Annotated in this window: 17 protein-coding genes; 6 read left to right on the top strand and 11 right to left on the bottom strand. The window is 73.5% G+C overall.

Annotated features, from left to right (window positions below; genetic code table 11):
- Positions 1-16: 16 nt before the first annotated feature.
- From OG392_RS05225 to OG392_RS05215, 3 genes are all read right to left on the bottom strand, one after another.
- Entirely contained in the window at positions 17-646 is a 630-nt protein-coding gene (locus tag OG392_RS05225) for a DinB family protein (protein ID WP_329276114.1), read from the bottom strand.
- 102 nt (positions 647-748) lie between these two features.
- A complete protein-coding gene (locus OG392_RS05220) occupies positions 749-1,144 on the bottom strand; it encodes a TOBE domain-containing protein (RefSeq protein WP_329276112.1) in 396 nt (131 codons plus the stop codon).
- Between the two features lie 79 nt (positions 1,145-1,223).
- Positions 1,224-1,703: an Lrp/AsnC family transcriptional regulator gene (locus OG392_RS05215; protein WP_329276110.1), complete on the bottom strand. Its 480-nt coding sequence runs from the start codon at positions 1,701-1,703 to the stop codon at positions 1,224-1,226.
- Positions 1,704-2,027: 324 nt separating this feature from the next.
- Between OG392_RS05215 and OG392_RS05210 the strand changes: the two genes are divergently transcribed.
- The 3 genes from OG392_RS05210 to OG392_RS05200 all read left to right on the top strand — a co-directional run bounded on the left by OG392_RS05210 (position 2,028) and on the right by OG392_RS05200 (position 6,068).
- Positions 2,028-3,020 (top strand): hypothetical protein, encoded by a 993-nt coding sequence (locus OG392_RS05210; RefSeq protein WP_329276108.1) that lies wholly within the window; start codon positions 2,028-2,030, stop codon positions 3,018-3,020.
- 363 nt (positions 3,021-3,383) lie between these two features.
- Positions 3,384-4,886: an FUSC family protein gene (locus tag OG392_RS05205; protein WP_329287080.1), complete on the top strand. Its 1,503-nt coding sequence runs from the start codon at positions 3,384-3,386 to the stop codon at positions 4,884-4,886.
- Between the two features lie 126 nt (positions 4,887-5,012).
- On the top strand, positions 5,013-6,068 hold the full coding sequence (locus tag OG392_RS05200; RefSeq protein ID WP_329276106.1) for a lactonase family protein: 1,056 nt from the start codon (positions 5,013-5,015) through the stop codon (positions 6,066-6,068).
- A gap of 108 nt (positions 6,069-6,176) precedes the next feature.
- Here the strand turns inward: OG392_RS05200 and OG392_RS05195 are convergent, their stop codons facing one another.
- Positions 6,177-7,100, bottom strand: a complete 924-nt coding sequence (locus tag OG392_RS05195; protein ID WP_329276105.1) for a sirohydrochlorin chelatase — start codon at positions 7,098-7,100, stop codon at positions 6,177-6,179.
- A 50-nt stretch (positions 7,101-7,150) separates the two neighbouring features.
- Positions 7,151-8,272: an N-acetylglucosamine kinase gene (locus tag OG392_RS05190; RefSeq protein WP_329276103.1), complete on the bottom strand. Its 1,122-nt coding sequence runs from the start codon at positions 8,270-8,272 to the stop codon at positions 7,151-7,153.
- Positions 8,273-8,382: 110 nt separating this feature from the next.
- On the opposite strand from OG392_RS05190, the gene OG392_RS05185 reads away from it, so the two are divergent.
- On the top strand, positions 8,383-9,060 hold the full coding sequence (locus OG392_RS05185; protein WP_329276101.1) for a uracil-DNA glycosylase: 678 nt from the start codon (positions 8,383-8,385) through the stop codon (positions 9,058-9,060).
- A gap of 30 nt (positions 9,061-9,090) precedes the next feature.
- Here the strand turns inward: OG392_RS05185 and OG392_RS05180 are convergent, their stop codons facing one another.
- Both OG392_RS05180 and OG392_RS05175 read right to left on the bottom strand, forming a co-directional pair.
- Positions 9,091-10,173, bottom strand: a complete 1,083-nt coding sequence (locus tag OG392_RS05180; protein ID WP_329276100.1) for a WD40/YVTN/BNR-like repeat-containing protein — start codon at positions 10,171-10,173, stop codon at positions 9,091-9,093.
- Positions 10,174-10,317: 144 nt separating this feature from the next.
- A complete protein-coding gene (locus OG392_RS05175) occupies positions 10,318-11,403 on the bottom strand; it encodes an NADH:flavin oxidoreductase/NADH oxidase (RefSeq protein ID WP_329276098.1) in 1,086 nt (361 codons plus the stop codon).
- Between the two features lie 124 nt (positions 11,404-11,527).
- Between OG392_RS05175 and OG392_RS05170 the strand changes: the two genes are divergently transcribed.
- The gene (locus OG392_RS05170) at positions 11,528-11,893 is read left to right on the top strand and encodes an ArsR/SmtB family transcription factor (RefSeq protein WP_329276096.1); all 366 of its coding nucleotides are present in this window, start codon (positions 11,528-11,530) and stop codon (positions 11,891-11,893) included.
- A gap of 107 nt (positions 11,894-12,000) precedes the next feature.
- Here OG392_RS05170 and OG392_RS05165 read toward each other — a convergent pair whose 3' ends face one another.
- Positions 12,001-12,648, bottom strand: coding sequence for a DUF305 domain-containing protein (locus OG392_RS05165; RefSeq protein WP_329276094.1), 648 nt, complete (start codon positions 12,646-12,648; stop codon positions 12,001-12,003).
- Between the two features lie 272 nt (positions 12,649-12,920).
- On the opposite strand from OG392_RS05165, the gene OG392_RS05160 reads away from it, so the two are divergent.
- Positions 12,921-14,360, top strand: coding sequence for an LVIVD repeat-containing protein (locus OG392_RS05160; RefSeq protein WP_329287078.1), 1,440 nt, complete (start codon positions 12,921-12,923; stop codon positions 14,358-14,360).
- On the opposite strand, the gene OG392_RS05155 is transcribed toward OG392_RS05160, so the two are convergent.
- The 3 genes from OG392_RS05155 to OG392_RS05145 form a co-directional block, all read right to left on the bottom strand.
- Positions 14,339-15,031: a TetR/AcrR family transcriptional regulator gene (locus OG392_RS05155; RefSeq protein ID WP_329276092.1), complete on the bottom strand. Its 693-nt coding sequence runs from the start codon at positions 15,029-15,031 to the stop codon at positions 14,339-14,341. The genes OG392_RS05160 and OG392_RS05155 overlap by 22 nt on opposite strands.
- 129 nt (positions 15,032-15,160) lie before the next feature.
- The gene (locus OG392_RS05150) at positions 15,161-15,844 is read right to left on the bottom strand and encodes a phosphatase PAP2 family protein (protein ID WP_329276090.1); all 684 of its coding nucleotides are present in this window, start codon (positions 15,842-15,844) and stop codon (positions 15,161-15,163) included.
- A gap of 86 nt (positions 15,845-15,930) precedes the next feature.
- Positions 15,931-16,872 (bottom strand): M56 family metallopeptidase, encoded by a 942-nt coding sequence (locus tag OG392_RS05145; RefSeq protein WP_329276088.1) that lies wholly within the window; start codon positions 16,870-16,872, stop codon positions 15,931-15,933.
- Positions 16,873-16,922: the final 50 nt, after the last annotated feature.

Here is a 16,922-nt window from a genome sequence, read left to right as displayed (position 1 = left end):
TAGGGACGGGCCGGGTTCAGGCCGCTCCGCTCTGCCGGATCCGGTACAGGTCGCGGAGGAGGGCGATCTCCGCCCCGTGGTGCAGGAGTTCCTGGTTCACCCACCAGACGGTCTCCAGGAAGGGATCCTCCGGGTCGCTGCCGTGCGGGTAGGTGCTGTATCCGACGGTGTCGAGTGCCGCGTCGTCGGCGGACAGCAGCGCGTCGCGCCAGGCACCTGCGGCGGTGTCGAACGCGGCGACGGCCGACGTGACGTCGCCGGTGCTCTCGTAGTCGTCGCGGGTGAGGCCGTGGCTGCCGTTCGTGTGGTCGGCCCTGAGGGCGAGCAGCTCACTGAGGTGGCTCAGCCGCCAGGCGATCGTCGTGAACGGCGGCGGCGTCGGGTGCGGTGCCGGAGTCGCGTCCCGGCCCCAGGCGCCGGAGCCGGTCAGCACGGTGGCGCGCGGCCCCGGACCGTCGGCGCGGCGGCGGACGGACCAGCAGCCTGGCCCGGGCTCCCAGAGGAACTCCGCGTCGGTCATCGGCCCCACCTCGACGTCCGTGCCGTTCCCGCTGTCCATCACGGGCCCCGCCATGCGGTCGGTCAACCGACGCCGGGCGAAGTCGAACTGGTCGAGGAGAGGGGCGAGTCGTGCGGGTGTCGCCATCGAGGGCTCCGGATCGCAGGGGGAGGGGCGGGGCGGACCGATCGTGGTCCGGCGGCCGGCGAATCGGCCGCCGCCGGTGTACGGGTGCGGGGCCGAGCGGGATCAGATCCGGTCGATGTGCACGCTGGTCGACTTCACGCGTGCGGTGGCCTGCATGCCGACCTCGAGCCCCAGCTCCTCCACGGCCTCCCGGGTGAGGAGGGAGACGAGCCGGTGCGGACCCGCCTGGATCTCCACCTGCGCGGCGATGTCGCCGAGTTTGACGGCCGTGACGATGCCGGGGAACGCGTTGCGCACCGAGGTGTGGGCCACGTCGTCGTCGCCCTGGCCGCTCTGTGCGACCTCGACGGAGAAGGCGGCCAGATCGGGGCCGGCGACGAGTCGCCGGCCGTTCTCGTCGCGATGGGTGACGAACCGGCCGCCGTCGGCCCAGCGGCGTGCGGTGTCGGGGCTCACGCCCAGCAGGCGCGCCGCCTGCCCGATGGTGTAGGACTGCATGTGCGAGAGATTAGGCCCCCACGGCTCGCATATGCAAGGAAAAGGCGCATATCTCGTACCGTGGGGCAAGTTTCTCACTTCACATGGAAGCCGACCGCCGTCCGACCGCCTCGACCAGCGGCAGCAGCCGGTGGGCCACCCGCTCCCGCAGTGCGATCTCGGTACGGGTGCGGACCACCCCGGGCAGCTGGATGAGCCGCTGGATGACGTCCTCCAGGTGTCCGGCGTCGCGCGCGACCACCCGGGTGAGCAGATCGCCGCCGCCCGTGATGGAGAAGGCCTCCACGATCTCGGGCACGGCCGCGAGCGCGTCGCCGACCTCGTCGAGGTGCCCCTGGGTCACCTCGACATGGACGAAGGCGAGGACCGGGTGGCCCAGCGCGGCCGGAGAGAGGACCGGACCGGTCGCGGTGATCACTCCGTCGCGCTCCAGCCGGTCGATCCTGGCCTGTACGGTGCCCCGCGCCACGCCCAGGATCCGCGCGTACTCGCGCACGCTCGTCCTCGGCTGCTCGATGAGCAGCCGCAGGATCCTGGTGTCGAGTTCGTCCACGGCCATGCTCCGCGGGCCTCCTCTGCCTCTGCTCTGCCTGCGTGCCGCCCGGTTTGCCACGGTCCCCGGGTTCGGGCACGGGTGTCCCCGGGTTCGGAATCGTTTCATTCCGGTACGGAATCCGCCCCTCCGGGGTCGCCTCGCCCGCGCGGCCCGGCGGACCGGAAGGCGACTGCGCCCGATGGCTCCGGGTAAGAACCGGAAGAGGCGCCGGACGAAGGGCCGCACCGCTCTTACCGGGGCGCCCGTGCGGGTGATCGGAGCGGGCATCCGGCGGAGGCCGCGAGCGGGATCCCGGTCCCCGCGTGCGGTCGGCGCAGAGTGGGCGGCGTGGATGTCGAGGAAGTCGCCGAGGAGTTGTACGGGCTGAGGCCGGCGGAGTTCGTGGCCGCCCGGGACACGTACGTCGCCCGGGCGCGCGCGGCGAAGGACGCGAGGTCGGCGAAGGCCATCGCCGCCCTGCGGCGCCCGTCGCTCGCCGCGTGGGCGGCGAACCGGCTGGCCAGGCAGCGCCGGCGGGAGGCCGAGCAGTTCCTGGCCCTGGGGGAGACTCTGAGGGAGGCCCACCGGACGCTCGACGCCGAGCAGCTGCGGGCGGCGGGCGGGCAACGGCAGCAGCTGATCGCCGCGCTCGCCCGCACGGCCGCCGGGCTCGCGGGCGAGGCCGGGCTGTCGGTGAGCGACACGGTGCTGCACGAGATCGAGCAGACCCTGCACGGTGTTCTCGCCGACCAGGTCGTCGCGAAACAGTGGTCGAGGGGCCGGCTCGTCAAGACGCCCGAAGCGGCGGTCGGATTTCCCGCGGTCGCGCCGGAGGCGGTACCCGCCCGCCGGGGCCCGGCCACCGAAGCGACAGGCGCAGCCCAGGCCGCCGGAGCGGCCGAGAACACCGGGACCGCCGAGGCCTCCCACGGCACCGAGGCGGCCGGAGTCGCCGCAGAGCGGGCGCCGAGGAAGAAGCCGGTCCGCGGCGAGGACGCGCGGAGGCTGCGCGAGGAACGTGCCCGTCTGCGCGAGCTCGACCACGCCCGGACGGCGGCGGAGGCGGCCGACGGCGAGGTCGCCCTGCGCGAGCGGGAGCTCGCCGAGGCACGCGACGCGCGCCAGGCCGCCGCAGAGGCGGCCGACGAGGCGACCGAACTGGTCAGCCGTCTGGAGCGCGACCTGCACGACGGCCGGCAGGCCAGGCAGGAGGCGCGGACGGCGTCCGCGGCGGCGGGCAAGGCGGTGACGACGGCCGAAGACGCCCTGCGCGAGGCCCGCGGCGCCGCCGCACAGGCGGCCCGGGCCGTTCGGGACCTGGAGCGCACGAGCAAGGCCTGACCGGTCCGTACGCACACGGTGCCACGCACCGGGGACGGCGCCACACGCGCGAGGCCGGTGCCGGCCCGGCCGGGGCGCCGCGTACCGGAGTGGAGCGGTGGTCCGTTGGCCGCCCGGCGGCCGACGGTCACCGTCCTCCACTGGGCCAATGGCCCACCCGATGGGTCTTGAGTTGAGCCAGAGGCACCCCGGATGGTTTCCTTGGCGTATCCAGGTACTTTCGGCGCCGCGCAGCGCCGGGGCGGCGACGAGGCCGGTCCGGACCGCGGCGCCTTCGTCATGTCCGCGAGCTCCCACCACCCCGGGACGCCGCGAGGCAGGGCGGAAGGCAAGACGAGGGGGCGGTTCACAGCCGTGAAGAGGATGTTCGTGGCACCGGATCCGGGGCACGTCAGGTTGAAGAACTCGCTGCGCGCCGTCATGGGCATCGCGCTCGCCGTCGCGCTCGCGGAGCTCGCCGGCCTCTCGCTGACCGCGTCGATCACCGGCGGTCTGGCCGCGCTGCTCGCGCTCTTCACCGTGATGGACTCCACCGTCCGCGCGCAGGCCGTCACCACCCTGCTCCTCCCGGCCGCTGGCTTCCCCGTCCTCGCCCTCGCCACCGCGCTGCACGACATCACCCTGCTGCGGGACATGGCCTTCCTCGCGGTGGTCTTCTGCGGGGTGTACGCGCGGCGCTGGGGCCCGCGCGGGCACGCGCTGGGGATCTTCGCGTTCATGAACTTCTTCACCACCCAGTTCCTGCACGCCGTCCCCGGCCAGCTCCCCGAGCTGTACGCGGCCGTCGGCATTGCCCTCGCCGCCGCCGGCGCCGTGCGCTTCCTCCTCTGGCCGCTGGAACGCCGTACCCCTCCGCCCGCCGCGCCGGCCCCGCTGCCCGGCACCGGGCTCTCGCGTGTGACCACCCGGCAGGCGATCCAGGCCGCGGCCGCGTGCGCCGTGGCGCTCGCGATCGGCCAGGTGCTCTCCGAGGACCGCTGGTACTGGGCCGTCGGCACGACGTGGTGGATCTTCGTCAACACCGTGTCCCGCGGCGAGACGCTGGTTCGCGGCTTCCGCCGGGTCCTCGGCACGGTGATCGGGATCGCCGTCGGCATGGTCGTCGCCATCCCGCTCGACGGGGCCGTGGTCCCCACGGCCGCCCTGGTGGCCCTCTGCGTCTTCGGGATCTTCTACACCGCGCCCGTCTCGTACAGCTGGATGATGCTGGCCGTGACCGTGATGGCGGGTCTGCTCTACGGGCTCCTCGGGGTGCTCGACCCGGCGCTGCTGGTGCTCCGTCTCGAGGAGACCGCCGTGGGCGCGGCGAGCGCGGCGCTGGCCGTGCTGCTGATCCTCCCGGTCACCACGCACGCGATCAACGACGCCTGGATCCAGCGGGCGCTCCGGGGCGTGCGGTCGGCGACCTCCGCGTCGCTGCGGCGCCTGTCCGGCGACGAGGACGCCGACCCGACCCCGCACGCCGCCGAGCTGGAGCTGCTGCTCGGACGCGTGCGGCTCTCCCTCGCTCCTCTGGTCCACCCGCTGAGCCCGTTCCGCGGCCGGAAGGCCCGCGCGCGGCGGGTCCTGGCGCTCCTCGACGAGTGCGCCGACGAGGTGCGGGGGCTCGCCGCCGTGGCGGCCGACCCCGCCGCGAGCCACGACGCCCGCCTGGCCGCGGCCTGCTGGCGCGTCGAGGCCGCGGTGGAGCGGCTGACCTCACCCCAGGGCGGCCGCGAGGCCGGGGAGCGCGTGGCGGCGGACGGTGCGCTCGCCCCGGCCGGCGGTCAGGCGGCGCTCGGTCACGTCAGCGGTCTGGAGAAGCTCCTCGCCGCGCTCGACGAGCCGCTGCGGACGCCGCCGGGCTCCTTGCTCGTCCGCTCCTGACCGTCCGGTCCTGCCCGCCCGGGCCGCCTCGTCGGCCCACCCGTCTCTTTGGTCTAGACCGCCTGCTACCGTCGGCCGGACGCAGGCCGGTCGACCGCGACCGGCCGCGGGGACAGGGGAGGCACCGTGGGCGGCACAGGGACGGTTCGGGACCGGAGCGCCGTACGTGCGTACATCGGCTCCTTCACCTCGGCGGGCGGGCGCGGTGTCCTCGCCGCCGATGTGGACGAGGAGACGGGAGGGCTGACCGTCACCGGCGGCAGCGAGGCCCTCGTCGACCCCTCGTTCCTCGCGGTCGCGGGCCCCGTGCTGCACGCCGTGTCCGAGACCGGGGCGGGGGCCGTCGCCGCCTTCGACGTCAGCGGGGCCGCACCCCGGCTCCTCGGCGTGCCCGTCCCCGTGGACGGCGCGGCGCCCACCCATCTCTCCCTCGCCGCGGGACACCTCCTCACCGCCAACTACACCTCGGGCAGCGTCACCGCCCTGCCGCTGGGCGAGGACGGCACCGCCCGGCCCGCCGCGAGCGTCCTCCGGCACGAGGGCAGCGGCCCCGTGGCCTCCCGGCAGGCCGGGCCGCACGCCCATCAGGTGGTGCCCGACCCCAGTGGCCGCTGGATCGTCAGCGTGGACCTCGGCACGGACTCCGTACGCGTCTGCCTGCTCGACCCCGGCAGCGGGGCCCTCACCCTCCACGGCGAGGCCGCACTGCGCCCCGGCACCGGGCCGCGGCATCTGGTGTTCCATCCGGCCGGCACGCACGCGTACGTCCTGAACGAGCTGGAACCCACCCTCACCGTCTGCCGCTGGGACGCCGAGGCCGGTGTCCTCGAACCTCTCGGCGAGACCCCCGTCGTCCCCGAGGGCACCTCCGGCCCCAGCTACCCCTCCGAGGTCGTCGTCGCCCCCGACGGCCGCTTCCTCTGGGCCGCCGTGCGCGGGGACGACACCCTCGCCGTGCTCGCCCTCGACCCCGACGGGACCAAGGCCGACCTGGTCGCCTCCGTGCCCTGTGGCGGCGTCTGGCCCCGCGACCTGACGCTCGCCCCCTCCGGTCGGCATCTGTACGCCGCCAACGAGCGTTCCGGCGACGTCACCTGGTTCGGCCTCGACCCCGAGACCGGGATCCCCGTGCGCGCGGGCGCCATCGAGGCCCCCGCCGCCTCCTGCGTCGTCTTCGGCTGAGCCCCCGCGAGACCCCCGGGAGGCCGTGCACCTAAGCGCCGATACGCCGAAGGGCCCGCACCGGACATCCGGTGCGGGCCCTTCGGCGTACGGGCGGGGTGGCGGGCCTCAGAGCGAGGGCGCGCCCTGCGGCTGCTGCGGCGGGATGCCGAGCGCGGCCGTGTACTGGGACAGCACGAGCTTGCCGATCGCCGGGTAGGCGCCCAGCGGCTCGGCGGCGGCGCAGCCGGCCTCCTTCGAGGCCTCGTCGAGGAGACCGTCGGCCAGCTCCGGGCCGATCAGGTACGGGGCGAGCGCGAGCTGCTCCGAACCGGAGCCGCGCAGCTGCTCGGCGACGGAGGCGATCGAGCCCTCCTGGTCGAGCGCGGCGGCGATGACCGGCACGGCGAGGCGCGCGGCCAGCAGCATGCCGGTGATCCCCGCGGCCTGCACGGCCTCCTCGCCGCCGACCGTGGCGAGGATGATGCCGTCGGCGGCCGTCGCGACCGTGAACAGCCGGGCGCGGTCGGCGCGCGCCAGCCCCGCCTCGGAAAGGCGCACGTGGAGCGCCTCGGCGAGCAGCGGGTGCGGGCCGAGGACGTCGGTGAGCTCGGCGGTGTTGCCGGCGTCCATGACGGTCTGGCGGACCTGGCGCGTCTGGGCGCTGTCGGGACCCGCGAGCAGCGGCACGACGACCGAGGCGGGGCCCGTGGGGGCGCTGACCTCGCGGCCGGCGGCCACGGCCAGCTCGTACCGCTCGGCGCGCAGCGTGGCTGCGGCCGTCAGCACGGCCGCGAGCGAGGGGTACTCGCTGTCGTCGCCCTCGACGAAGCCGATCAGGGCGTCGAGGCCGGGCAGCTCGGAACGGGCGATGCTCACGACCTCTTCGGCCAGCGAGCGTATGGCGGCGGACGGCACGCCGGGCACAGCGAGAACCAGTGCGGGAGCGCCCTCGGGCGCCGCCGCGGGTTCGGGGCGACGGTGCCGCCCGGACTGACGGGGTCGAGGCATTCGTACAGGCAGGCCGGAAGCAGGCCCAGTGGGGGAGCTCATGGCGCCGCATGCTACTGGTTTCGCCCGGGGCGGCGTCGGCTGAGGTACGATCATGCGCCTTCTGCCCCTCTATGTCCCCCCTGGGAAGCGTCCGGAATGCGGTTCCCGGTCTCGGCGGAGGTCGACGCACCGCCTCCCACCTGGGCGGATGAGGTCGCCTTCGGGGCACCTTCCTCGAACACGCGCAGCAGCGCGGGGTCCTCCGGCAGTCGCAGCGTCCCGGTGGCGAGTGCCGCAGCGAGCGCGACGGCCCCGGCCAGTGGATCTCCCGCGGGGGCCGCCGTCCGGGCGTGTGGGACGAGCTCCCCGAGGGCCGCGCGCAGCGGTACGAGGAGGGGGTCGCCCATCTTGAACAGGCCGCCCGTCAGCGCCACCAGCGCCCCCGGCCCGGCCGGGCACGCCGCCTCGGCGGCCTCGGCGATGTGCCGGGCCGCCCGCGCCAGGATCTCCGCCGCCACCGGGTCCCCGGAGGCGCACCGGCCCACCTCGGGGGCGAAGGAGGCGAGCACGGCGGGCCGGTCGGTACGGGGGTAGAGCACGCCCGGCAGGCCGGACGCCGGACCGAACAGCTTCTCCGCCCGGGCCAGGAGCGCCGTCGACCCGCCGCGCCGGCCGTCGTGCGCGCGCATGGCCGCCTCCAGCCCCGCCCCGCCGATCCAGGCGCCGCTGCCGCAGTCGCCGAGGAGATGCCCCCAGCCGTCCGCCCGCCGCCAGGACGTCAGATCCGTGCCCAGCGCGATCATCCCGGTGCCGCCGGCGACGACGGAGCCCGGTCGCTGCCCGAGCGCACCGGCGTACGCGGTGACGGCGTCGGCCGCCAGCGCGAGCCGTCGGACGCCCCAGGCCTCGGCGAAGGCGCTCGGCAGCTCGGCCCGCAGTTCCTCCCCGAGCGTCGCCATCCCGGCGGCTCCCACGGCCGCGGCGGTGATCGGCCGCGGGCCGTGGTGCTCCGTCAGGGCCCGGACGGCAGGCAGGACCTGGTCGAGGAAGTGCCGGGCGGAGATGCCACCGGGGCCGGTCCGCACCGGTTCGCGCGACGAGCGGGTGCCGAGCACGGTCCCGCCCGCCGCCTCGGCCAGTGCGATCCGGAGTCCCGAACCACCGGAGTCGATGCCGACGACCAGAGCGCCGGAAGAGTCGTTCACGGATGCCGCGGAGTCGACCGGGGTCACGGTGCACCGTCCTCGTGACGAGTGGGGCGGGGGAGTGGGCGGAGTCTAGGGGGCGGCCCGTGAAGGCGCCCGCACCGGGGTGTCACAGTAGGCCGGTAGAGTGACGGACCGTGACAGCGCGACCTTTGAAGGAACTGGTGGAGCCCGGCTGGGCGGAGGCTCTCGGTCCCGTGGCGGGCCGGGTGGCGGAGATGGGTGACTTCCTGCGGGCGGAGATCGCCGCGGGCCGGACCTATCTGCCGGCCGGACAGCACGTACTGCGGGCGTTCCAGCAGCCCTTCGACGACGTGCGGGTCCTGATCGTGGGACAGGACCCCTATCCGACACCGGGCATGGCGATCGGGCTGAGCTTCGCGGTCGCGCCCGAGGTCCGTCAGCTGCCGGGCAGCCTGGAGAACATCTTCCGGGAGCTGCACACCGACCTCGGGATGCCCCGGCCGTCGAACGGCGATCTGACCCCGTGGACCCGGCAGGGCGTCCTCCTCCTCAACAGGGCGCTGACCACCGCCCCGCGCAAGCCGGCCGCCCACCGCGGCAAGGGCTGGGAAGAGGTGACCGAGCAGGCGATCCGCGCGCTCGCCGCCCGGGGCAAGCCCCTGGTGTCGATCCTCTGGGGCCGCGACGCGCGCAACGCCCGCCCGCTCCTCGGGAACCTGCCGGCGATCGAGTCCGCGCACCCGTCCCCGATGTCGGCGGACCGCGGCTTCTTCGGCTCCCGCCCCTTCAGCCGCGCGAACGAACTCCTCCTGGAGCAGGGCGCCCAGCCGGTGGACTGGCGCCTGCCCTGACCCTGGGGGCCCCGCAGGCCGCCGGCCGGGTCAGACCACCGCCGCCCTCACGCACAGCACGTCCGGCAGGTGTTCGGCGAGGAGTCGCCAGCTGTCGCCGTCGTCGGCGCTCCCGTACACCTCGCCGTTGCGGTTGCCGAAGTACACGCCCGCCGGGTCCGCGTCGTCCGTGCACAGCGCGTCCCTGAGCACCGTGCCGTAGTGGTCGCCCTCGGGCAGTCCCCGGCTCAGCGGCTCCCAGGTGGCTCCGGCGTCGGTCGTGCGGTAGACCCGGCACCGGCGGCCGGCCGGGACCCGGTCGGAGTCCGCGGTGATGGGGAAGACATAGGCGGTGTCCGGGCGGTGCGGGTGCGCGGCGACGGCGAAGCCGAAGTCGGACGGCAGGCCGGAACCGATGTCCGTCCAGCTGCCGCCCGCGTCGTCGCTGCGGAAGACGCCCCAGTGGTTCTGCAGATAGAGGCGGTCGAGATTGCCCGCGTCCTGGGCGATCTTGTGGACGCACTGCCCGAACACCGGGTGCGGATCCGGGAGGAACACCGCCGACACGCCCTCGTTGGAGGGCTCCCAGGCGGCCCCGCCGTCCTGCGAGCGGAACACCCCGGCGGTGGACACGGCGACGGTGACGGCCGCCGGGTCGCGCCGGTCGGTCACCACCGTGTGCACGGCCTCGCCGCCCCCGCCCGGCACCCACTGGGAGCGGGTCGGGTGCTCCCACAGCGGCCGGACGAGCTCGAAGGACTCACCGCCGTCCCCGGACCGGAAGAGCGCGGCCGGCTCCGTCCCCGCGTACACGACGCCGGGGGAGTGCTCGGGTGCCGGGTGCAGCTGCCAGACGCGCTCCAGGGAGGCGCCGGTGTCCTCGGGGAACCTGACGGCCGGCCGCGCCGGTTCGGTCCAGGACGTGCCGAGGTCGTCGGAGTGGAAGACGGACGGCCCCCAGTGGGCGCTGTCCCCGCCCACGAGCAGCCGCGGGGTCGGCCCGCGGGTGTCGATGGCGACCGAGTAGACGGCCTGCGCGGGGAAGGCCGGATCGCCGAACTCCCATCGGCCGTCGTGCCTGCGGCCGATGAAGAGCCCCTTGCGGGTGCCTACGGTGAGGAGTACGTCGGACATGGCTGCCTACCTCCAGGACGCCGTTGTCGCGGATACGGGCCAGTCTGCACCCGGCCACTGACAACGGCTCCCGGACACTCCCGGAGACACCCGCGCCCCTGCCGTACGCCCGCGTGCCAGGCGGCGGCGGGCGCCGCGCGATCCTCAGATCGCCCAGGCGTACTGCGGCGGCGCCGGGTGGGTCGGCGCGCCCAGGTCACGGGCGGCGCGGCGGGCCCAGGAGGCGTCGCGCAGCAGCTCGCGGCCGAGGAGGACCGCGTCGGCCTCACCGTTGGCGACGATCTTCTCGGCCTGCCCGCTCTCGGTGATCAGACCGACGGCGGCCACCGGCAGCCCGGTCTCGGCCTTGACGCGGGCCGCGAAGGGCACCTGGTAGCCGGGGCCGACCGGGATCTCGGCCGGCCCGCCGTTGCCGCCGCTGGAGACGTCGAGGAGGTCGACGCCGTGCTCGCGGAGGAGCGCGGCGAACCGTACGGTCTCGTCGACCGTCCAGCCCTGCTCCTCCAGCCAGTCGGTGGCGGAGATCCGGAAGAAGACGGGCAGCTCCTCGGGCCACACGGACCGTACGGCGTCGACGATCTCCAGGGCGAGCCGGGTCCGGTTCTCGAAGGAGCCGCCGTACGCGTCGGTGCGGTGGTTGCTGTGCGGGGAGAGGAACTCGCCGATCAGATATCCGTGGGCGCCGTGCACCTCGATGACCTGGAAGCCGGCGTCGAGCGCGCGGCGGGCCGCGTCCGCGAACTGTCCGGTGATCTCCCGGATCTTCTCGACGGTCAGCTCGGTCGGCACCGGGTAGCCCTCGGCGAACCCGACCGGGCTCGGCGCGACGGGCTGCCAGCCGGGACCGCCCTCGGGGACGGGCCCGCGGCCCTCCCAGGGGCGGTTGGTCGATGCCTTGCGTCCCGCGTGCCCGATCTGAATGCCGGGGACGGTGCCGTGGTCCTTGAGGAAGCCGGCGATCCGGCGGAGGGCCTCGGTCTGGGTGTCGTTCCAGAGGCCGAGGTCCGCCGGGCTGATCCGGCCCTCGGCGCTGACGGCGGTCGCCTCGACCAGGATCAGTCCGGTGCCGCCGGTGGCCCGGGAGGCGTAGTGGGCGAAGTGCCAGTCCGTGGCGACGCCCGCGTTCGGTCCGGTCATCTCCGCCGAGTACTGGCACATGGGCGCCATCCAGACCCGGTTGGGGACGGTCAGCGACCGCAGGGTGTAGGGCTCGAACAGGGCGACGCTCATGACGGACTCCGTTTCGGGGTGCCTCGAAGGACGCTAGTACGGTAACCATCGTAGTACGGCATCTGTCAAACTACGAGGGTTCTCGTACAATGGCCCGTACCCCGGATGAAGTGGAGCCGCCGCCATGACGACCGCCACCAGCCCACGCGCCCTCGAACACCCCACGCGCGACCAGATCCGCCTGGAGGCGGTGCTGCACGCGCTCGCGGACCCGGTACGGCTGCGGATCGTGCGGGACATGGCGCGCGAGCGCGCCGAACTGAGCTGCTCGTACTTCGACCTGCCGGTGACCAAGTCCACGACGACGCACCACTTCCGGGTGCTGCGCGAGGGCGGAGTCATCCGGCAGACGTACCGCGGTACGGCCAAGCTCAACGCCCTGCGCGAGGAAGACCTCGAAGCCCTCTTCCCGGGCCTGCTCGCCACGGTCCTCACGGCGGCGGCCGCCCAGGCCGTACGGGAGAACGCCCCCGAGCCCCCGGCCGCCTGAGAGGTGCGCCCGGAGCCCGGGCCGTCCGCGACCACGAACTCGGCGCTCAGCCCCCACGGGGAGGGGACGGCCGGCACCGGCCCGGACGGACCTGGGCGCACCTCGGGCTACAGGGACCGCATCCTCCCGATCTCCGCCGACTGCTGGGCGATCACGTCGTTCGCCATCTCCTCCACGAGGACGTTGTTGCCCTCGGTCAGCACCTCGGCGGCCATCGTCACCGCTCCCTCGTGATGCGTGATCATCAGCTTCAGGAAGAGTTCGTCGAAGGCCTTGCCCTTCGCGTCGGCGAGTTCCTTCAGCTGCGCCTCGCTCGCCATCCCCGGCATCGAATGATGGTCGTGGCCCGCCTGTTCGCGCGGACCACCGTTGTTTTTCAGCCAACCTTCCATCGCGCCGATCTCCGGCTTCTGCGCCGCCGCGATCCGCTCGGCGACCCCCTTCACCTGAGCCGAGGCCGCTCGCCGCGGGGCCAGCGCGGTCATGGTCAGGGCCTGCCGGTGGTGCACGATCATCATCTGCGCGTAGGCGAAGTCGGCGCTGTTCGGGCTCTGGTCGGGAAGCAGCTTCGCGGCTTCCTCGGGCGATATCCGCCTGGCCGGTTCGCCGGGCTTTCCCGGCGCGACCACGGTCCCGGCCGATCCCCCGGCCTCCGGTGCGCCCTTGTCGGGCCCCGACTCGCAGGCGCTCAGGGCGAGTACGGCGACGGCGGACAGGGCCACGGCGACGACGGCACGCTGACGGCGGATCAACAACGCGACCTCCAGATGTTCTTGCGGGGACAGTGACCGTTCCTAGCACTTTTCTCGGGGCTACCGATCAAAAACCTTCATTACGTCTGTGTTGCCATCTGTTGAGATGTGCACGGCAAGGAAGATACTGCCGGGGTCCAACACCCGTTCAACGCTGAACGGATACCAGGGAGGACGGAGTGACTTCGTTGCGTACCCCGCGTACCACGTCCATCACGCGCGACCCGCGTGCCAGGCTCAGACGCCTTGGCGTGGCATCCGCCGCGGCCGGACTGATGGCCACCATGCTCATGGCGGGCCCCGCCACCGCGACCCCCGACCCGGGAGACGCCCCCGCGCAGGGCAAGGTCTCCTCGGCGCAGGCGGCCGAGGCGCGCGCCGCGATACAGAGCGGCGAGATACCCGGCGTGGACGAGATCGTCCACAGCTCGAACATCGAGCACCTCGCCAACATCCCCAAGGACGCCCTCCCGGGCACCAACTCGGACCTCGCCTTCCAGGGCAAGTACGCCTTCGCCGGCAACTACGACGGCTTCCGGATCTTCGACATCAGCAACCCGAAGTCCCCGAAGACCGTCGCGCAGGTCCTCTGCCCGGGCTCCCAGAACGACATCTCCGTCTCCGGGGACCTGCTGTTCCTCTCGACGGACTCCTCCCGGAGCGACAACTCGTGCGCCAGCACGACGCAGCCCGCCTCGGTGAAGGAATCCTGGGAGGGCATGAAGATCTTCGACATCAGCGACGTCCGCAACCCGAAGTACGTCGCCGCCGTCGAGACCGCGTGCGGCTCGCACACCCACACGCTGGTTCCCAAGAAGCGGGACGTCTACATCTACGTCTCGTCGTACTCGCCCAACGCCGCCTTCCCGGACTGCCAGCCCCCGCACGACGGCATCTCGGTCATCAAGGTGTCCCGCAAGGCGCCCGAGAAGGCCGCGCTCGTCGGCTTCCCCGTCCTCTTCCCGGGCGAGGGCCCGGACGGCGGCGGCAACCCGGGTGGCCCGACCAACCCGGGCGTCTCCAAGACCACGGGCTGCCACGACATCACCGTGCTCCCCGACGAGGACCTCGCGGCCGGCGCCTGCATGGGTGACGGCATCCTCTTCGACATCGAGGACCCCGAGCACCCGCGGGTGATCGACCGCGTCCAGGACAACGTCAACTTCGCGTTCTGGCACTCCGCGACCTTCAACCAGAAGGCCAACAAGGTCGTCTTCACCGACGAGCTCGGCGGCGGCGGCGCGGCCACCTGCAACGCCGAGGTCGGCCCGAACCGCGGTGCCGACGGCATCTACGACATCGTCGGCAAGGGCAAGCGGAGCAAGCTCGTCTTCCGCAGCTACTTCAAGATCCCGCGCCACCAGGCCGACACCGAGAACTGCGTCGCCCACAACGGCTCTCTGATCCCGGTCAAGGGCAAGGACATCATGGTCCAGGCCTGGTACCAGGGCGGCATCTCCGTCTGGGACTTCACCGACTCACGCAAGCCCAAGGAGATCGCCTACTTCGAGCGCGGCCCTCTGTCCGCGACCACCATCGCCACCGGCGGCTCGTGGTCCGCGTACTACTACAACGGCTACATCTACTCGAACGACATCGCCAAGGGCTTCGACGTCCTGAAGCTCTCCGACCGCCGTACCGACCCCGCGAAGCGGATCCGGATGGACGAGCTCAACGTCCAGACCCAGCCGGACTACTTCGACTTCGACGACTGACCGGAGTCCTGACCGCCGGCCGTCGGTGCACGACGGCCGGCTGACGGTCTGACCACCGGCGTGCCGTCGGGCGGACCCCCGTCCGGCGGCGTGCCGGCCTCCCAGTCCAGACCGTAGCGGTGGAACAGCTCCGAACGCAGCCGCGCCAGCGGCATCTTGGCGCCCGGGAGCAGCACCGCCACCACCGCGCCCATCAGCAGGGCGCGCAGCATCGGATAGTCCGTGTCGACGTCCGCGGAGCCGTAGCGCGTGACCGTGTCGCGCAGCAGGAATGCCAGCCGCTGCTGCTCCTCGCACTGCACGAACCCCTCGGCCTGCAGAATGCCCGCCATATGGGTGCGCATCAGGGTGGGGCGCGTCGCGGCGAGCCCCAGGATCGCGTCGATCGCGCGCGCCATGCGCTCGCGGCCGTCCTCCGAGCGCGGCTCGCGCTCCAGCGCCCCTTCCAGGGTCAGGTGCATCAGCCGGTGCACCGCGGCCTGCAGCAGCTGCCGCTTGCCCGGGAAGTAGTACGAGATCAGCCCCCGCGCGGAGCCGGCCCGCTCCGCGATGTCGCCGAGCGTCGTCGCCTCGTAACCACGTGTGTCGACCAGCTCCACCGTGGCCTGCAGAATGCGCTCACGTGACCTGCGCCGAAGCTCTTCATTGACCGATGGGCTACGCGGGGACATGCTGGACTCCTGCGTTGACTGGCTGCCAGCCAGTATACTCGGCGCATCCCGTCGGCGTGCCCGTGTGGCAGGCCGCCGGGAATGCCGTCTGTTCTGGGCGACACGGGGGATCGTCCAGAACAGGCGGCTTCATTCCGTCTCTCCGCTTCTGTTCTCCCGGCCGGCCGCGTCCGCCGGGCCGGTCCGGGGGAAGCGCCGCTCGCTCCAGCGGTACGTCAGGACGGCCACGGCCACACAGAACCAGCCGAGCAGCCAGCCCCCGACCACGTCCGACGGCCAGTGCACGCCGAGGTAGACCCGCGTCCACCCCACGCCGAGGACCGAGACGACCGCCAGGCCCGTGAGCGCACCCCAGCCGCGCCACTCGCCGCGCCACCGCAGCGCGAGGACCCAGAGCAGCAGCCCGCAGGTGACCATGGCCGTCATCGCGTGCCCGGACGGGAAGGCGGCGAAGCGTGCCGAGTCGACCGGATCGGTCCACTCCGGCCGGTCCCGCCCCACGAGCGTCTTGAGGCCCTGCTGGAGCCCCACGGCCGCCAGGCTCGTCACTGTCACCCACAGGGCGAGGCGGCGCTCCCGCCCCCACCACAGCAGCACCACCGTCGCGGCGGCCAGCGCGCGCATCGTCCACGGGTCCCACACCCAGTCGCTGAGGAACCGGTGCACCTGGGTCAGCCCGGGTTCGGCCACCGCGTCACGGTGGAGTGCCTCGGCCACCGACCGGTCGAAGGAGATCAGAGGGGTCCACCCCACGGCCACGAGGACCAGCAGGAGAACGGCCAGGGCGCCGGAGATCACGGCGGAGGAGCGCATGCGTCGATCCTGCCCCAGGATCGGCCGCGCGTGATCCTTCCCGCCCCCCGCGCGCGCCGCGCGCGACCGGACCGGTGCGTCTGCCGTCACCTCTGTCCCAGCGCGCTGAGCGCCGGGACGAAGGCCACCAGCACCGGGACCACCGGCACCAGGGAAGCGGCCGCGGTGAGCCGGAGCCTGCGGCCCGCGGTCAGCCGGGGCGCCGCGGTCAGCAGCCGGTTCACCCTGCGCGGCAGATCGCCGTACGGGCCCTGGTGCGGACCGAACACACCCCGGTCCTCGTTCAGTTCGACCAGCGCGAGCGCGATCGTCAGCCGCCCGAACCGGCGCGAGGCCACATCGTCGGCGGCCAGCTCCACCAGCCGGTGCATCTCCTCGCGGAAGGCGGCGAAGACCGGGATCCCCGGGAACCCGGCGGCCAACGCCGCCGACGAGTGCAGCAGCCAGTCGTGCCGGGCGCGCGCGTGGCCCTGCTCGTGCGCGAGGACCGCGTCCAGCTGACGCCCCTTCAAGCGCCGCAGCGCCGCCGTCGTGATGACCAGCTGGGGAGTGCTCCCCGGCAGCCACCAGGCGTTCGCCCGCTCGCCCTCCAGGACCACGAGGCGCTCACCGCCCGGCTGCTCGCCGGGGAGCAGGGGTGCGCGGACGAGCAGATCGCAGCGGCGCTGTCTGCGCCGCGACCTGGCGTGGCTGAACTCCCGGCCCAGCATCGCCCCGGTCCACACCCCGCCGGCCGCCAGGGCCACCGCGAGCACCGCGGACCACGGCCCGGTCGTCCCCAGCTGGTACGCGTCGATCACCGCGCGGGGCGCGGGCGCGAAGATCTGCCCCCGGACGGCCTGCCAGGCGGTCGACGCGCTGAACGTCATGGAGAGCGCGAAGCTCAGCAGGACGGCGGCGATCACGCACTGCCACACCCAGAGGGCCACCACGGGTTCTCGCTCGACCCAGTCCGCCCGCGACAGCAGCCGGGGGGCCGCGAGGGCGGTCAGAACGCCGAGCAGGAACAGCGCGAGGGAGACCCACATGGCGCCAGCCTATGAGCGCGGTACTGGTCGGGGGTATGCATAGGGACGGC

The organism is Streptomyces sp. NBC_00691 (assembly GCF_036226665.1).
Classification (GTDB): Bacteria; Actinomycetota; Actinomycetes; order Streptomycetales; family Streptomycetaceae; genus Streptomyces.
Note: the sequence above shows the minus strand (reverse complement) of the source record. Positions and strands in the feature narration are given on the sequence as shown.

What these genes read in the sequence shown, in the direction of transcription:
- OG392_RS05175 (WP_329276098.1), bottom strand. Translation starts at nt 11,403, where the DNA reads ATGAGCGTCGCCCTGTTCGAGCCCTACACCCTGCGGTCGCTGACCGTC.
- OG392_RS05180 (WP_329276100.1), bottom strand. Translation starts at nt 10,173, where the DNA reads ATGTCCGACGTACTCCTCACCGTAGGCACCCGCAAGGGGCTCTTCATC.
- OG392_RS05155 (WP_329276092.1), bottom strand. Translation starts at nt 15,031, where the DNA reads ATGTCCCCGCGTAGCCCATCGGTCAATGAAGAGCTTCGGCGCAGGTCA.
- OG392_RS05150 (WP_329276090.1), bottom strand. Translation starts at nt 15,844, where the DNA reads ATGCGCTCCTCCGCCGTGATCTCCGGCGCCCTGGCCGTTCTCCTGCTG.
- OG392_RS05205 (WP_329287080.1), top strand. Translation starts at nt 3,384, where the DNA reads ATGTTCGTGGCACCGGATCCGGGGCACGTCAGGTTGAAGAACTCGCTG.
- OG392_RS05160 (WP_329287078.1), top strand. Translation starts at nt 12,921, where the DNA reads ATGGCCACCATGCTCATGGCGGGCCCCGCCACCGCGACCCCCGACCCG.
- OG392_RS05225 (WP_329276114.1), bottom strand. Translation starts at nt 646, where the DNA reads ATGGCGACACCCGCACGACTCGCCCCTCTCCTCGACCAGTTCGACTTC.
- OG392_RS05215 (WP_329276110.1), bottom strand. Translation starts at nt 1,703, where the DNA reads ATGGCCGTGGACGAACTCGACACCAGGATCCTGCGGCTGCTCATCGAG.
- OG392_RS05195 (WP_329276105.1), bottom strand. Translation starts at nt 7,100, where the DNA reads ATGAGCTCCCCCACTGGGCCTGCTTCCGGCCTGCCTGTACGAATGCCT.
- OG392_RS05145 (WP_329276088.1), bottom strand. Translation starts at nt 16,872, where the DNA reads ATGTGGGTCTCCCTCGCGCTGTTCCTGCTCGGCGTTCTGACCGCCCTC.
- OG392_RS05170 (WP_329276096.1), top strand. Translation starts at nt 11,528, where the DNA reads ATGACGACCGCCACCAGCCCACGCGCCCTCGAACACCCCACGCGCGAC.
- OG392_RS05220 (WP_329276112.1), bottom strand. Translation starts at nt 1,144, where the DNA reads ATGCAGTCCTACACCATCGGGCAGGCGGCGCGCCTGCTGGGCGTGAGC.